Origin of the sequence: Natrinema sp. CGMCC1.2065, assembly GCF_051225675.1 — an archaeon.
In the GTDB taxonomy this organism is placed as follows: domain Archaea; phylum Halobacteriota; class Halobacteria; order Halobacteriales; family Natrialbaceae; genus Natrinema; species Natrinema thermotolerans.
The window spans coordinates 35,576-49,850 of record NZ_JBPJSJ010000001.1 but is presented as its reverse complement, the minus strand read 5'-3'; the positions used below and the strand labels follow the sequence as shown (position 1 = coordinate 49,850).

At 67.1% G+C, this 14,275-nt stretch carries 14 protein-coding genes; 5 read left to right on the top strand and 9 right to left on the bottom strand.

The genetic code is table 11. The features are described 5' to 3' along the window. Nucleotides 1-24: 24 nt before the first annotated feature. Complete coding sequence (locus tag ACSBP4_RS00255; RefSeq protein WP_435551029.1) at nucleotides 25-594, top strand: DUF6789 family protein; 570 nt, start codon at nucleotides 25-27, stop codon at nucleotides 592-594. 169 nt (nucleotides 595-763) lie between these two features. Here the strand turns inward: ACSBP4_RS00255 and ACSBP4_RS00250 are convergent, their stop codons facing one another. Further along, a complete protein-coding gene (locus ACSBP4_RS00250) occupies nucleotides 764-1,723 on the bottom strand; it encodes a DUF368 domain-containing protein (protein ID WP_435551028.1) in 960 nt (319 codons plus the stop codon). A 210-nt stretch (nucleotides 1,724-1,933) separates the two neighbouring features. Here ACSBP4_RS00250 and ACSBP4_RS00245 point away from each other — a divergent pair, with 210 nt between their 5' ends. Then, nucleotides 1,934-3,976, top strand: a complete 2,043-nt coding sequence (locus ACSBP4_RS00245; protein ID WP_049965407.1) for a MutS-related protein — start codon at nucleotides 1,934-1,936, stop codon at nucleotides 3,974-3,976. A 48-nt stretch (nucleotides 3,977-4,024) separates the two neighbouring features. Here ACSBP4_RS00245 and ACSBP4_RS00240 read toward each other — a convergent pair whose 3' ends face one another. Beyond that, on the bottom strand, nucleotides 4,025-4,363 hold the full coding sequence (locus tag ACSBP4_RS00240; RefSeq protein WP_373633260.1) for a hypothetical protein: 339 nt from the start codon (nucleotides 4,361-4,363) through the stop codon (nucleotides 4,025-4,027). A gap of 123 nt (nucleotides 4,364-4,486) precedes the next feature. Here ACSBP4_RS00240 and ACSBP4_RS00235 point away from each other — a divergent pair, with 123 nt between their 5' ends. Then, nucleotides 4,487-5,617, top strand: coding sequence for an ORC1-type DNA replication protein (locus tag ACSBP4_RS00235; RefSeq protein WP_049965149.1), 1,131 nt, complete (start codon nucleotides 4,487-4,489; stop codon nucleotides 5,615-5,617). Nucleotides 5,618-5,644: 27 nt separating this feature from the next. Here the strand turns inward: ACSBP4_RS00235 and ACSBP4_RS00230 are convergent, their stop codons facing one another. Further along, nucleotides 5,645-5,914, bottom strand: a complete 270-nt coding sequence (locus tag ACSBP4_RS00230; RefSeq protein ID WP_006648598.1) for a DUF7553 family protein — start codon at nucleotides 5,912-5,914, stop codon at nucleotides 5,645-5,647. Nucleotides 5,915-6,197: 283 nt separating this feature from the next. On the opposite strand from ACSBP4_RS00230, the gene ACSBP4_RS00225 reads away from it, so the two are divergent. Together ACSBP4_RS00225 and uvrB are read left to right on the top strand one after the other, a co-directional pair. Next, nucleotides 6,198-6,935 carry a DUF4397 domain-containing protein gene (locus ACSBP4_RS00225; protein WP_435551345.1) on the top strand — a complete coding sequence of 246 codons (738 nt, stop codon included), beginning with the start codon at nucleotides 6,198-6,200 and terminating at the stop codon, nucleotides 6,933-6,935. Nucleotides 6,936-7,122: 187 nt separating this feature from the next. Further along, the gene (gene uvrB, locus ACSBP4_RS00220; protein ID WP_435551027.1) at nucleotides 7,123-9,180 is read left to right on the top strand and encodes an excinuclease ABC subunit UvrB; all 2,058 of its coding nucleotides are present in this window, start codon (nucleotides 7,123-7,125) and stop codon (nucleotides 9,178-9,180) included. On the opposite strand, the gene ACSBP4_RS00215 is transcribed toward uvrB, so the two are convergent. The 6 genes from ACSBP4_RS00215 to ACSBP4_RS00190 form a co-directional block, all read right to left on the bottom strand. Then, nucleotides 9,177-9,458 carry a hypothetical protein gene (locus ACSBP4_RS00215; protein WP_233274324.1) on the bottom strand — a complete coding sequence of 94 codons (282 nt, stop codon included), beginning with the start codon at nucleotides 9,456-9,458 and terminating at the stop codon, nucleotides 9,177-9,179. The genes uvrB and ACSBP4_RS00215 overlap by 4 nt on opposite strands. Nucleotides 9,459-9,763: 305 nt before the next feature. Further along, nucleotides 9,764-10,225 carry a hypothetical protein gene (locus tag ACSBP4_RS00210; RefSeq protein ID WP_435551026.1) on the bottom strand — a complete coding sequence of 154 codons (462 nt, stop codon included), beginning with the start codon at nucleotides 10,223-10,225 and terminating at the stop codon, nucleotides 9,764-9,766. A gap of 103 nt (nucleotides 10,226-10,328) precedes the next feature. Continuing rightward, on the bottom strand, nucleotides 10,329-11,555 hold the full coding sequence (locus ACSBP4_RS00205; protein WP_049965144.1) for a putative manganese transporter: 1,227 nt from the start codon (nucleotides 11,553-11,555) through the stop codon (nucleotides 10,329-10,331). 189 nt (nucleotides 11,556-11,744) lie between these two features. After that, complete coding sequence (nrfD, locus tag ACSBP4_RS00200) at nucleotides 11,745-13,076, bottom strand: NrfD/PsrC family molybdoenzyme membrane anchor subunit (RefSeq protein ID WP_435551025.1); 1,332 nt, start codon at nucleotides 13,074-13,076, stop codon at nucleotides 11,745-11,747. A 98-nt stretch (nucleotides 13,077-13,174) separates the two neighbouring features. Further along, complete coding sequence (locus ACSBP4_RS00195) at nucleotides 13,175-13,657, bottom strand: N-acetyltransferase family protein (RefSeq protein ID WP_435551024.1); 483 nt, start codon at nucleotides 13,655-13,657, stop codon at nucleotides 13,175-13,177. A gap of 78 nt (nucleotides 13,658-13,735) precedes the next feature. Further along, nucleotides 13,736-14,212, bottom strand: a complete 477-nt coding sequence (locus tag ACSBP4_RS00190; protein ID WP_373633267.1) for a GNAT family N-acetyltransferase — start codon at nucleotides 14,210-14,212, stop codon at nucleotides 13,736-13,738. Nucleotides 14,213-14,275 lie beyond the last annotated feature (63 nt).

Below are 14,275 nucleotides of genomic sequence, written 5' to 3'. Positions count from 1 at the left end.
GGTAGGGCGCGTGTTCAGACCATCATGGCTGTCTCAGATCACCTGCGACGGTTGCGGTCGATCACCGACACGGAGGGCCACACCAGCGATGTCGACGCCCACTCCCGCGAGGAACACCTCGCCGACGCGGTGGCCCGCGGGCTCCAGGGCGGAGTCGTCGCGACGCTGCTTATGACCGCCTTCAGACTCCCACTCTTGCGATCGCTGCCGCCGTCGGCGAACTTCTGGTCGCAGTACGTCGCCGGCGGCGACCCCGACGAGCAGCCGCTGGCCGGCCTCGTCTTGCATCTCGTCTACGGAGTTAGCTCGGGCGCGATCTTCGGCGGGCTGTTCTCCCTGTACACCGCCGGACGGTCCATCGAACCCGAACAGCGCGGCCTCGTCTGGGGCTCGGTCTACGGCATGGTCCTGTCGGCGTTCGGCGCGCAGGTCATGCTGGAGAAACTGCTCGATGTCCGCCTCGAGGCCGACGAACTCGCCCTGTTCCACGCCGGCCACCTCGTCTACGGCCTGTCGCTGGGGGCCTGGGTCGGCTCCCGGACCGAGGGCGTCGCGGACCCCGAACGGGAGTACGAGTACGACGACGGCAACTGACCGCGGCTCCGATCGCGCGTCTTCGGTGGCCCCCTCAGTTTCGTCTCCACCCTCGTGACGATCAGCGGGATCTGAACGAACGCGTTTCCCCGACTCCGCTGTCTCGTCGCGACGCCGCCGTCGGCCTCGACACGAGGCGCGGAACGCGATACGTCGGCGCGGTCGTCGGTCACTCCGGATCGAAGCCGCCGACGAGCCGCTCGAGCGCGAACAGGGCGATCGCGCCGACGGCGGCCCACGCCGCGGTCAACGCCGTCGTCTCGGCCGTCCAGGCGTGGGTTTCACTGATGTTGTGCAGGGGCGCGGGGACGGAGCCGGCGATGAGACCGACCAGGAAGAGCAGCGTCACCCCGCGATTGCGCGTCAGCGCGGCACGGACGACGCGGGCGATCGTGACGAGGCCGACGACGCCACCGGTGACGAACAGTGCGACGGTCGTCCCCGGATCGACGACGGCCGAGAGCGAGCCGCCGCCGAGCAGGTCCAACGCGGCGCGGACGAACGCGCTCAGCTCGCCCGAGAGGTAGACGTACTGGCCCAGCAGGATCAGGATGAGCGAACCGGAGATGCCGGGGAGGATCATCGCGCTGATCGCGACCGCGCCGGCGACGAGGATCACCACGGGGCCGCTTCCGGGCAGTTGGACGACATCGGCGGCGACCAGTAGGGCCAGCGTCGTTCCCGCGATCCCAGCGGCGACGTGGGTCGGCGAGGCGAACTCGAGGCTGCGCCCGAGCGTGATCGCCGAGGCGGCGATCAGCCCGGTGAAAAAGCCGAAGATCGCGACCGGATGGGATTCGGCCAGCGACGAGACGAGATCGGCGATGAGGACGACGGCGGTGACCATTCCGACGCCCAACGGAAGCAGGAAGTCGAGATCCAACTCGAGGAGTGCCTCCCGCGCCCGGGCCCGGCGATCGGGATGGTAGCCACGCAGGACGGCGATGGCCCGGCCCGGCGTGAACGCGGTGACGGCGGCGATCAGCCGGCCGTAAAAGCCCAGCAGGAGCGCGACGGTGCCGCCCGAGACGCCCGGCAGGGCGTCGGCGGTCCCCATACAAAGCCCGTAGCCGTAGGTCCGAAGCAACTCGAGGCGGTCGCCGACGGCCTCGGATCGGTCATACTCCATGGGTTCGGTTCCGTCGTTCCGGTCCTGTAGTGGGGGTCGGTCGCGATCGCCGGTTCGACTGCATGTCCGGTAGGTTCCCGTCCACTCGTATAAATGGTCGACAACGCTGTCAGCCCGTGTGTCGCGGGGACGACACGTGAGCCTGATCGTGCGCCTGCCGACGTGGGCGGGAACTTTTTCTCGCTCCGGTTTGATACGCCGGTCGAGACTATGGACCTCGAGTCGATTCCGGGCGTCGGCGAGAAGACGGCCCGAGCGCTGGCCGAACTCGACGATCCCGAGCGCGCGCTGCGGGCCGGCGACGTGGCCGCGATCGCGGCCGCGCCGGGGATTTCACAGGGGCGGGCCGCCCGCATCGCGCGGGGGGCAATCCGTCGCGATCACGACGACCCTGGCGGGTTCCTCGCGACCGACCGTGCCCGGGAGATCTACCGCGAGGTCCTCGCGTTGCTCGAGGAGCGTACCGTGACCGACTACGCCGCCCAGCGCCTCGAGACGATCTACCCGAGTCCGACGCGCTCGCGCATCGAGGAGGTGCGGGCGTTCGCGGCCGAGGCCCTCGAGCGCGAGCCCGATCCCGCCGTCCTCGAGGCCCTCGAGGGGCTCGAGCCGCTCCGGGAGCCGGGCGACGTGCGGGTCCGCGAGCGGTGTCTGGCGACGACCGACGCCGAGCGCTACTCGGCGGCCCGCGAGGCGATTCCGGAACTCTCCGTCGAGGTCGTCGAGGACGCACAGGGGCTGGCCGAACTCGCGCGGGGGTACTCGACGGTGATCGCCCTCGACGAGTCCTTCGCCGGGGTCACCATCGAGGGCGACGTGCAGGTCCGGCCCGACGCCCTCGAGAACCCGGCCGAAGTCGTTCCCGAGCGTCCCCTCGCGTTCTTCGCGCGGAACCGCGATCGGTTGGGGGCCGCCGTCGCGGTCCACCGGGCCGCCGACATGGACGCGGCCTGTGACCTCGCGGCCTTGGAGAACGGCCTCTCGCGGCTGGCAGAGGACGGCACGGTCGCGGGCGACGACGAACTCGACCGCCTGACGACGGCGGTCGACGATCTGGACGCGGCGGCAAGCGCGGCCGAGAGCGTCGCCAACGACCGCCTACGGGAGGCGATCCGTGAGCAGGACGTCACGATCGAGGGCTCGGACCTGCTATCGCTGGTCGAGCGCGGGGCCGGCGTCGACTCCTTGCTCTCGCGGGAGCTGGCCGACGAGTACGCCGCGGCCGTCGAGGCCGCCCGCGACCACCTCGTGGACGCGCTCGATCTCGATCAGGGCGAGAGCGAGATCGCCCGCCGCGCGTTCGGCGACGAGCCCACGTTTCCCGTCGAACGCGACGAGGACGCGATCGGCCGGCTTCGCGAGGAGCTGACCGCGGCCAAGGAGCGCCGCGCCGGCCGCCTGAAACGCGAGCTCGCTGCCGACCTCGCCGACCAGCGCGAGGGAGCCCGCCAACTGGTCCGGGACGCACTCGAGCTGGACGTGGAGCTGGCGATCGCCCGCTTCGCGCGGGATTTCGGGTGTACGATGCCCGAGTTCGTCCCGGCGGGCGAGGCGAGAGGGACCGGCTTCGCGATCGAGGGCGGCCGGTCGCCGCTGCTCGACGAACCCCTCGAGGCGATCGACCCCGTCGACTACGCGGTCTCGGGCGTCGCCTTGCTGTCGGGGGTCAACAGCGGCGGGAAGACGTCCACGCTGGACCTGGTGGCAAGCGTCGTCGTGCTGGCCCACATGGGGTTGCCGGTCCCCGCCGAGAACGTGCGCCTGCGGCGGTTCGACGACCTGCACTATCACGCCAAGACCCAGGGGACGCTAGACGCGGGGGCCTTCGAATCGACGGTGCGGGAGTTCGCCGACCTCGCCCAGGGCGGCGAGGGGTCGCTGGTGCTGGTCGACGAACTCGAGAGCATCACCGAGCCCGGCGCCTCGGCGAAGATCATCGCGGGCATCTTGGAGGCACTGTCGGAGAACGGCGCGACCGCGGTGTTCGTCTCCCATCTGGCGGGCGAGATCCGCGAGATGGCCGGCTTCGACGTGACCGTCGACGGCATCGAGGCGGTGGGTCTCGTCGATGGCGAACTCGAGGTCAACCGCTCGCCGGTCAAAGACCACCTGGCGCGGTCGACGCCGGAGTTGATCGTCGAGAAGTTGGCCGACGAGGCCCGGGACGAGGCGGTCGCAGCGAACGGCGGCGCTCCGAACGACGGCGACCCCGAGCCGGTCTTCTACGATCGCCTGCTCGAGAAGTTCGACTAGTACAGCGGGACGAACCGGCGACGTGAGCAGTCGGCCTCCCGGCTCACCCTACTTCTGTGGGCTCCCGCCGTGCCACTCGAGGATGTTCTTGTGCCCCCACTTCTCGCCGTCATCCCCGTCGTCGGTCAGCGCCGCGAGCGACTCGGCGTCGTTCATCTCGAGGAACTCGGCGAGGTCGTCGACGTAGGCGGCGACGGCGGCGACCGTCTCGTCGTCCTGGAGTGCGAACGCCTCCTTCACCGAGTCGGGCATCCCGTCGGGTGCGATGTACGTCTCCGAGCGGGCGTACTCGCCGATTCCCCGTAGGGTCTCGGGCGAGCAGTCCTCGAACTGCTCGAGCAGGAAGTCGGGGATCGCCTCGGGTGGGTCCGGTCCGATCATATCCATGATACCCATCCATATGGTGAATATTAACAATTATGTATTGTTACACAGAGGCATGATTGGTATCGATCGAGCGTGTGAGCCGGTCACCAACCCTTAAGACGCTGCGGAAGCAGGGTGAAAGTGATGGGAGACGACCCCGAAGAGGGGATGTTGTCGTGGGACGAATCCGTGTTCAGGGACGAACACGTCTTCGAGATCGACTACGTCCCCGAGACGTTCAAGCACCGCGAGGGCCAGACCGAGAGTCTGACCTATGCCTTGCGCCCGGCGGTGCGGGGGTCGCGCCCGCTGAACGTCGTCGTCCGCGGCCCGCCCGGGACGGGCAAGACGACGGCGATCCAGAAGCTATTCGACGAGGTCGGGGCCCAGACGAGCGACGCGCGGACGATTCGGGTCAACTGTCAGGTCAACGCGACCCGCTACTCCGTGTTCTCGCGGCTCTTCGAGGGTACCTTCGACTACGAGCCGCCCTCCTCCGGCATCTCCTTTAAGAAGCTGTTCGGCCAGATCGCCGAGAAACTCGTCGAGGAGGACAAGGTCCTCGTGGTCGCCTTGGACGACGTTAACTACCTCTTCTACGAGAACGAGGCGAGCGACACGCTCTATTCGCTGTTGCGCGCCCACGAGGAGTATCCCGGCGCGAAGATCGGCGTCGTCGTCGTCTCCTCCGACCCCGCGCTCGACGTGATCGACGAACTCGACTCGAGAGTCCAGAGCGTCTTCCGCCCGGAGGACGTCTACTTCCCGGTCTACGATCAACCCGAGATCGTCGACATCCTCGCGGAACGTGTCACACGGGGCTTCCACGAGGGCGTCATCGACCGCGATACCCTCGAGTACGTCGCCGAACTTACCGCCGAGAGCGGCGATCTGCGGGTCGGGATCGACCTGCTGCGCCGGGCCGGACTCAACGCCGAGATGCGGGCCAGCCGTACCGTCGAGCGCGAGGACGTCGAGACGGCCTACGAGAAGTCCAAATACATCAACCTCTCGCGGTCGCTGTCGGGGCTGACCGACACCGAGCAGGCGCTGCTCGAGGTCATCGCCCACAACGACGGCGAGCAGGCCGGCGCGGTCTACGAGGCCTTCCACGAGCGGACCGATCTGGGCTACACGCGCTACTCCGAGATCGTCAACAAGCTCGACCAGCTCGGGCTGATCGACGCGGACTACGCCGACGTCGAGGGGCGGGGCCGCTCCCGGTCGCTCTCGCTGTCCTACGAGAAAGACGCGGTACTGGAACGACTCGAGTAGCACCTGTCCGCGGTCGATACCGCCAGCTCAGACCTGGTCGATGGTCCTGCGGTAGTCCTCGGCCGCCTCGATGGCCGACTCGAGTTTCGCCTCCGTGTCGCCGTCGGCCCGCTCGCGGGCCTGCCGGAGGGCGTTGAGCCGCTCGTCGAGGACGGCGTGGTCGGGTTTCGTGTCGCTCATCGCGTAGTCGGCGAACGCGTCGGTCGTCTCGCGGATGTCCTCGCGGACCTCGTCGCTCTCGGCCGACTTCGCGGCCGCCTCGAGGGCGTCTCGGGCCTGCTGGAGTTGCTCCGTCATGGGCGGACCGACGGCGACTCGAGTCATAACGATTGGGCGGGCAATCGCCACGTGGGGGCAAACGAGCGGCCGCTCGGGGTGAGACTGCGAGTGCTGTAGCCGTCCGCTACGGACTGGCACGTCTCGAATACGAGGGGCCTACCGACGACAGGAGCCGGATACGCGCGGGTCGTCCCGTGGAAACGGCGACACTACTCGTGATACTGACTGCGGGCTTTTTTCGGTCCCAGTCCCCGGATCCGGTTGCATCATGCCAGTATCACGACGAACGGCCCTGAAAACGATGGGCATCGCGGGCGGACTGACTGCGGTGAGTGGCACCGCGTTCGCCGTCGGCGAATATAAAGACGACGAGCGATCGGTCGACGGGAAATCCGACGACGATGGCTCGACGGGCACGCAGGGAGCGGCCGTCCGGATCGCACACTTCTCGCCGGACGCACCGAACGTCGACGTCTACGTCGCGGGCGACCGCGTCCTCTCGGACGTGGCTTACGGTGACGTCTCGCCCTATCTCGAGATCGACCCGGGAACCTACACGGTGATGATCACGGCCGCAGGCGATCCGGAGACGGTCGCGTTCGAGGGCGACGTGACGTTCGGCGCCGCGTTCTACACCGTCGCCGCGATCGGCGAACTCGAGGCCGACACCTTCCAGCCAGCGGTCCTGGTCGACGCCGGCTCGGCGCTCGTCCGGCTCGTTCACGCGTCGCCGGACGCGCCGGCCGTCGACGTCTACGCCGACGGCGAGCCGGTCTTCGAGGACGTGGCATTTACCGACGCGACCGACTACGTCCCGGTGCCGGCCGGGGCACGCACCGTCTCGGTCCGACCGGCCGGCGGCGAGGCGGCCGTCGCCTCGTTCGACGTGACCCTCGAGCGGGGCACCGCCTACACCGCCTACGCGATCGGCTACCTCGAGCCGCCGACCGCGGACGATCCCATGTTCGCCGTCGAGCCGACGGTCGACGGGCCGATGGCCGACGCCGACGAGGACGACGGGATGGACACGTCCCACTAACGGGAGCGCGCCACGAACGGCGCGGTCGTTTCAGTGGTGGCGCACCATCGAAACCGGCGGGCCGGTCGACCAACTGGGTGCTGGAAGCCGACCGACGGCTCCGGCGGTTGCCGCGGTCGCCACGACCCGCGGCTGACCCGACGCGACATGCGAGCGGGTCAAGTGGCTCGAGCCCCTGATCCCGCTAATGAGCGACGCGCAAGGACCCCTCCAGCCGGACCGTCCCGACGTCGACCGGCCGTTTTCGGTCGACGCGCCGTTCGAGCCCGCGGGCGACCAGCCCGAGGCGATCGAACAGCTGGCCGCGGGTTTCCGCGAGGGGATGGACAAACAGACCCTGCTGGGTGTGACCGGCTCCGGGAAGACCAACACCGTCTCGTGGGTCGTCGAGGAGATCCAGAAACCGACGCTGGTGATCGCCCACAACAAGACGCTGGCGGCCCAGCTCTACGAGGAGTTTCGCAACCTCTTCCCGGACAACGCCGTCGAGTACTTCGTCTCCTACTACGACTACTACCAGCCCGAGGCCTACGTCGAGCAGAGCGACACCTACATCGACAAGGACGCCTCGATCAACGACGAGATCGACCGCCTGCGCCACTCCGCAACCCGCTCGCTGCTCACCCGGGAGGACGTCATCGTCGTCGCCTCCGTCTCCGCGATCTACGGCCTCGGTGACCCGCGCAACTACGTCGACATGTCCCTGCGCCTCGAGGTGGGCCAGGAGATCGGCCGCGACGAGCTACTCGCCCAACTGGTCGACCTGAACTACGAGCGCAACGACGTCGACTTCACGCAGGGCACCTTCCGAGTCCGGGGCGACACCATCGAGATCTACCCGATGTACGGCCGGTACGCGGTGCGGGTCGAGCTGTGGGGCGACGAGATCGACCGCATGGTCAAGGTCGATCCCCTCGAGGGCAAGACGCAGGGCGACCAGCAGGCGGTGCTGGTCCACCCCGCGGAACACTACTCGATCCCGGAGACGAAACTCGAGCGGGCGATGGACGAGATCCGCGACGATCTCGACGACCGGATCGCCTACTTCGAACGGCAGGGCGACATGATCGCCGCCCAGCGCATCGAGGAGCGGACGACGTTCGACCTCGAGATGATGGAAGAGACGGGCTACTGTTCGGGGATCGAGAACTACTCGGTCTACCTCTCGGACCGCCGGTCGGGCGAAGCGCCCTACACCCTGCTCGACTACTTCCCCGACGACTTCCTCACCGTCGTCGACGAGTCCCACCAGACCCTGCCCCAGATCAAGGGCCAGTACGAGGGCGACAAGTCCCGCAAGGACTCGCTGGTCGAGAACGGCTTTCGACTTCCTACCGCGTACGACAACCGCCCGCTGACCTTCGAGGAGTTCGAGGAGAAAACGGATCAGACGCTGTACGTCTCGGCGACGCCGGCCGACTACGAACGCGAGGAAAGCGAGCAGATCGTCGAACAGATCGTCCGGCCGACCCACCTCGTCGACCCCGCGATCGAAGTCGCGGACGCGACGGGGCAGGTCGAGGACCTGCTGGACCGCATCGACGACCGCATCGACCGCGGCGAGCGGACCCTCGTGACGACGCTCACTAAGCGCATGGCCGAGGACCTGACCGAGTACCTCGAGGAAGCGGGGGTCGACGTCGCCTACATGCACGACGAGACCGACACCTTGGAGCGCCACGAGATCATCCGCTCGCTCCGGCTGGGCGAGATCGACGTCCTCGTCGGCATCAACCTCCTGCGGGAGGGACTCGACATCCCCGAGGTCTCGCTAGTGGCGATCTTGGACGCCGATCAGGAGGGCTTCCTCCGGAGCGAAACGACGCTCGTCCAGACGATGGGCCGAGCCGCGCGAAACGTCAACGGCGAGGTCGTCCTCTACGCCGACGAACCCTCGAACGCGATGGAGTCGGCGATCGAGGAGACCCAGCGCCGCCGGGAGATCCAGCAGCAGTACAACGAGGACCACGACCTCGAGCCGACCACCATCGAGAAGGAGATCGGCGAGACCAACCTCCCCGGGGCCAAGACCGACACCACGGAGGTCTCCGGCCGGGAACTCGAGGACGAGGACGACGCCGCCCGCTACATCGACGAACTCGAGACCCAGATGCAGGAGGCCGCGAACAACCTCGAGTTCGAGTTGGCTGCCGACATTCGGGATCGGATTCGGGAGGTTCGGGCGGAGTTCGACCTCGCAGGCGAGGAAGACGAGGGGATCGCGCCGCCGACCGAGGAGTTCTAGCGCTTCGATTCCGTGCCGTTCTCCCGCTCGAGGCTACCCGGCACCACGGGACAGCCACAGGGCGAAGCGGTGCCGACGCCGGGGCCGGTGACGGTCACGACCCAGACGGGGCGACCGCAGCGGGGGCAGTCGGGGACCGACCACTCGTCGGCCGGATCGTCGGCCGGTTCGGAGTGGACCGGCCTCGAGTCGGGGGCGTCGCTCATCGGTTCCTCCGCGGGGGGCGTGGCCGATCCCCGCGATCGGGTGCCGTCGCTGGTCGCTGGAGTTGATTCCACCGTCGTGCGGGACGTTTATATCCCGGTAGAATGTACGATTTCATGGCTTTGAATCCCTCGTGGGATTGGAAGCCAGTCTCGGGTGGTTCCAGCACCCGGGGCGTTTCGACGGCCGCCCCCAACCGGTCGTGCGTTCGGAGACGGGCTTCCAGTTGAATGTTGGCACACTGTAACTTATAACTACTGTTAACTGTGTGGAAACTACTGCGGACGCCTCGAGCGCTCCCGTCCGTCGTCGACGAACACGATTCGTCTCGTTCTCTGCCGCCGAGCGCTCTCGAGCGACAAATACCGGCAGTGAACGCCTACTGTCCGGGTACCGAGACGGGTTTGCCGGCCTCGTTCAGGTTCGTCCAGACGTCGCCCGATCCCGTGATCACGACTTCGAACTGGTGGGGTCCGCTCCCGACGGCGTCGCCATAGGAATTGAACGACACCACCGCGACAGTGTCGTGGGTAACGGACCGAGCGGTCAAACTGTAGACGCCCGGCGCGCCGTCGAAATCGCTCACCGTCAGTGCCTCGCCGGACGCCGGAACGGTGTACTCCCCCCAGACTGGACGGCTCGTCGAGTCGTCCCGGGGCGCATAGACGAGGGTCAGCGCCATCTGCTCCGCTTGGCCCGTCTCGGTCTCGAGGACGATGCGCTCGAGCGTCGCGCGGTCGCTCCGCTCGGGCCCGGTGTTCGTCGACGGCAGGTCGCACCCGGCGAGCCCGGCGATGCCCGCTGTACTCGCAGTGTGACCGAGGAGGGCGCGGCGGTGCATACCCGTCGTATGAGCGATCGTCAGCAAATACTTTCCGACGAGAGAAGGCAACAATCAGTCGATCGGAACACGGAGTCGATCGGCGTCTCTGATCGCAGGAACCTCACAGCACGCCGAACCCGAACTCCGCCATCCCGAAGACCGGCCCCCACAGCAGGTGGAGCGCAACGCCGACGACGACCGCCGGCAGGAAGTTGTATATCGTGGCGACGATGGCTGCTTTGGCGTCGACGGCCAGCAGCGGGAACAGGGCATCGCCGTCCTGTGCGATCGCGTTCGCGGTCAGCGCCGAGAAGGGCAGTCCGCCTTCGGCGTAGACGCTGGCCAGCAGGATCTGGGGACCACAGCCGGGGATCAGCCCGACCGCCGCGCCGCCGATCGGGGCCAGCACGCCGGCCGTCGCCGCGAGCGTCGCGACGTTGACCCCGCTGAAGAGGACGACGTACTCGTAGACAAGGAAGGCCACCAGCACCCAGACGGTGACGAAACTCGTCTCCATCGCCGCGTGGGTGAGCGTATCGTAGGCCGACTTGAAGGAGTCTCGAGCCCGCGCGATCTCCCCTTCACCGACGTAGTGGCGGCCGATCAGGTAGAGGTACAGCGACAGGACCGCGCCGGTGATCCCGACGATGGTAAAGAGGCCGTCGAAGCCGAGGCCGGTTGTGAGCGGGATTTCGGGCCCGCCGCGGAACAGATAGAGCGAGCCGAGGACGAGCCCAGCCGCGGCGGCGATCCACCACACGACGTGTGCGAGGTGTGACAGCGGCGTGAGGATCCGTGACTCCCGGTCGGGGCCACTCTCGTGGGCGTGAGTCGGGGCCGGACCGCCGTAGTCGTGGGCCGGGTTCGGTCCGACGCCGCCGTTGACGACGGTGCCGCCGTCCGGCGTCGCGGCGGGCGAGAGCTGGGCCACTGCGGCGTCGATCCGGGAGACGCCGAGGCCGTACGAGTCGACGAGGTAGCCGGTCGCGACCGATGCGGCGAACGCGATGGCATAGGAGTACAGCGCCGCTTCGGGCGCGAGCGCGAGGATGACGAACGCCGAGTCGCCGGCGGTGGCACCCAGCGTCGCGACCACCGTCCCGAAGCTGACCGTCCCGCGGACGTACAGCGGCATCACGACGATCGCGCCGCCACAGCCCGGCGTCAGTCCCAGTAATCCGCCGAAGGCGACTTGTAGCCGCTCGTTGTCCTCGATGGCACTAATCACGGCCCCGCCGGTCCAGTACTGGACCAGGCCGAACGCCAGCACCGTGACCGCGACGAACGCGCTCACCTGTACGTAGCCGTCCCGCAGCGACCCGAGGAGGACCGTCAGGACCTCGTTCACGCGACCTCACCCCTACTGTGAGGCCGATCGACCGAAAGATTAGACATCTCTAAACCTAGGTTTAGCACCATCAGGTAAATAGCTGCTGGTGGCGACAGTCGGGCTGTGACGGAGGCTCGAGGCGGCCGCTGAGTACGAAGACGGGCGCGGAAGGGGTCACGACGGTGGCGGTCGAAAACGGCGTCGTCGCTATTCGCGGTCGTCCCGGTGGTGGTCGTCCCGGAGGTGTTCGATCGCGTGGAGTTCGACGACGGGGAAGACCTTGGAGACGGTCAGGAAGATGAGCGCCACCATGCCGATCGTCCCGAGGATCGACAGGACCTCGATCAGTCCCGGGACGTAGACGCCCGGGACGGCCTCGTAGATGTCGAAGGTGGGGTGAAGGAACCCCTCGACGACGAACAGCACCTTCTCCATGATCGTCGCAGTGAGGACGGCGAGGCCGGAGACGATCGCTCGTCGCTTGGTAAACAGCGTCGGGCGAATCGCCTGGGCGAAGATGTACGACAGCGTCAGGAAGACCAACGACATCGACGTGAGGTAGATGGGGTTCGTGGCTCTGGCGAACGCTGCGATCGTCAGGTCGGTAGGGGCCTGGAACAGGCCGGTAATGTTCTGCTGGAGTTGCAGCCACAGGAAGAGCAGACAGAAGAAGCCGAGCCAGAGGAGCAGTCCGCGGAAGATGTCGTCGGTGATGATGTGATCCCAGTCGTACGCGCGTCGGAACGAATAGGCGAGGATAATGACGCCGCTGATGGCCGACGTGAGTGCGATGGTAAGGAACTGGGGCCCCTGCACGCCGCCGAACCAGGTCGGATAGTTCGGCAACACGGCGAACAGCCACGGGATCACGCCGCCATGGAGGAGCAGCGGGGCCATGATGATGATCGCGAGCGCGAGCCACCAGACCATCCGCTCGACGATCGCGTCCTCTTTTTCGGTGTAGCCGATCGTCATGAACCGGTAGATCGGATCCAGGCGATCCGGAAGGTCATCACGGAGCCGACTGACGTCGTACCGCAGCGTCAGCGAGAGATAGGTCGCCGTCAACACGAAATAGGCCGTGATGACGGTCACGTCCCACACCAGCGGCGAGCCGTGGATCGTGATGTGGTAGTGACCGATGACGCTCGTGACCATCCGGTCCGGCCGACCGAGGTGGACGATGATATAAAAGCCAGCTGCGGAGAGGCCGGCGATGGTCAGCAACTCGGCGAGGCGGGCGACCGGCATGTACCGATCCATCCCCAACAGGCGGACGGCGGCCGAGAGGATGATTCCGCCGTGGGCGATGCCGACCCACCAGATGAACGCACCGATGTAGATCCCCCACGTGGCGCCACCGCCGCTTCCCCAGTCACCGAGGGCAGTGACGATTAACCCCTCCTGGAGCTGGTAGGCCCACCCGACGAGAAAGGCGAGAAACGCCAGCCCGGCGATGGCGACCATGACGAAGTACGTTGTCGATGTCGACCCGATCGGCCGCAGAATGTCGGCCTCGCTCGGCGTTTTCGTCCCCATGTGCGACACTATCTCTCACTAGCGTCCCACTTGCGTCCGTGCTATGAATTTGCAAGGTCAATGCCGATCGCCGCGATCCCACCGGCCGAGCGGTGGGCTCACAGCTCGAGCGTGTAGACGACTTCGCGCCGCTGCTTGCCGCCGATCTCGACGTCGTCTTCGCCGGTCGGCTCGAACCCGTGATCCTCGTAGAACTCGCGGCCGCCCTCGTTCGAGGCGAGATCGATCGCCCGCATCCGTTCCATGTTGAAGTCCTGGAGGTCCTCGCGTAGCCGCTCGTAGAGTCCGGTGCCGATCCCCTCGCCTTGGTGGTCGGGGTGGACGGACATCCGCAGAACATCGCCCTCGTCCTCGGTGACGACGCCGTGGGTGAAGCCGACGATGTCTCCGTCTTTCTCGGCGACGAGGAACGCGGTGCCGGGTTTTGACAGCGCCATCTCGAGGGCCTCGTCGCCGTACCACTCGTCGACGGTCTCGTCGATGGTATCGGCGTCGAGTTCGTCGTAGGTGTCGTGCCACGTCGCCCGGGCGACGCGTCTGATCGCCGATCGGTCCTCGCGGGTGGCTGGTCGGAGTTCCATACCGGGACTACGATAGCGAGTAACAAAGCCCTTCCACCCGCTCAGTTAGGTCCCCTCGTCGATCGGCTCGGCGGGTGGCTACAGTTCGAGCGTGTAGACCGCTTCGGGGTAGTACTCGCCGTCGATCTCGACCTCACCCTCGTCGGTCTGCTCGAAGCCCAGCCCCTCGTAGAACCGGCGGCTGGCGTCGTTGAACGCGAAGTCGAACGAGCGGACTTCCTCGGCCTCGGTCTCCTCGAGGGTCGCCATCAGCCGCTCGTGAAGCGCCGAGCCGACCCCCTCGCCCTGGTGGTCGGGGTGGACGTACATCCGGAGGACGTCGGCGGTCTCTCCCTGTGCGACCGCATGGGTGAAGCCGACGAGTTCGTCGTCGCGTTCGCAGACGAGAACGACCGTCCCGGGTGCCTCGAGCGGCATCGAGTCGTCGGTGTACCACGCGTCGACGGTCTCGTCGATAGTCTCGGCGTCGAGTTCGTCGTAGGTGTCGTGCCACGTCGCGCGAGCGACGGCCGTGATCGCGTCGAAATCGTCTTCCGTCGCGGATCGAACGTTCATACCGCATCATCGAACGTGAGACATAAATAACTCGCTGACATGGCCGGGCCGGCGAATATTGCC

Coding starts and splice junctions, on each gene's coding strand:
- ACSBP4_RS00255 (WP_435551029.1), top strand. CDS start 25: ATGGCTGTCTCAGATCACCTGCGACGGTTGCGGTCGATCACCGACACG.
- ACSBP4_RS00250 (WP_435551028.1), bottom strand. CDS start 1,723: ATGGAGTATGACCGATCCGAGGCCGTCGGCGACCGCCTCGAGTTGCTT.
- ACSBP4_RS00245 (WP_049965407.1), top strand. CDS start 1,934: ATGGACCTCGAGTCGATTCCGGGCGTCGGCGAGAAGACGGCCCGAGCG.
- ACSBP4_RS00240 (WP_373633260.1), bottom strand. CDS start 4,363: ATGGATATGATCGGACCGGACCCACCCGAGGCGATCCCCGACTTCCTG.
- ACSBP4_RS00235 (WP_049965149.1), top strand. CDS start 4,487: ATGGGAGACGACCCCGAAGAGGGGATGTTGTCGTGGGACGAATCCGTG.
- ACSBP4_RS00230 (WP_006648598.1), bottom strand. CDS start 5,914: ATGACGGAGCAACTCCAGCAGGCCCGAGACGCCCTCGAGGCGGCCGCG.
- ACSBP4_RS00225 (WP_435551345.1), top strand. CDS start 6,198: ATGGGCATCGCGGGCGGACTGACTGCGGTGAGTGGCACCGCGTTCGCC.
- uvrB (WP_435551027.1), top strand. CDS start 7,123: ATGAGCGACGCGCAAGGACCCCTCCAGCCGGACCGTCCCGACGTCGAC.
- ACSBP4_RS00210 (WP_435551026.1), bottom strand. CDS start 10,225: ATGCACCGCCGCGCCCTCCTCGGTCACACTGCGAGTACAGCGGGCATC.
- nrfD (WP_435551025.1), bottom strand. CDS start 13,076: ATGGGGACGAAAACGCCGAGCGAGGCCGACATTCTGCGGCCGATCGGG.
- ACSBP4_RS00195 (WP_435551024.1), bottom strand. CDS start 13,657: ATGGAACTCCGACCAGCCACCCGCGAGGACCGATCGGCGATCAGACGC.
- ACSBP4_RS00190 (WP_373633267.1), bottom strand. CDS start 14,212: ATGAACGTTCGATCCGCGACGGAAGACGATTTCGACGCGATCACGGCC.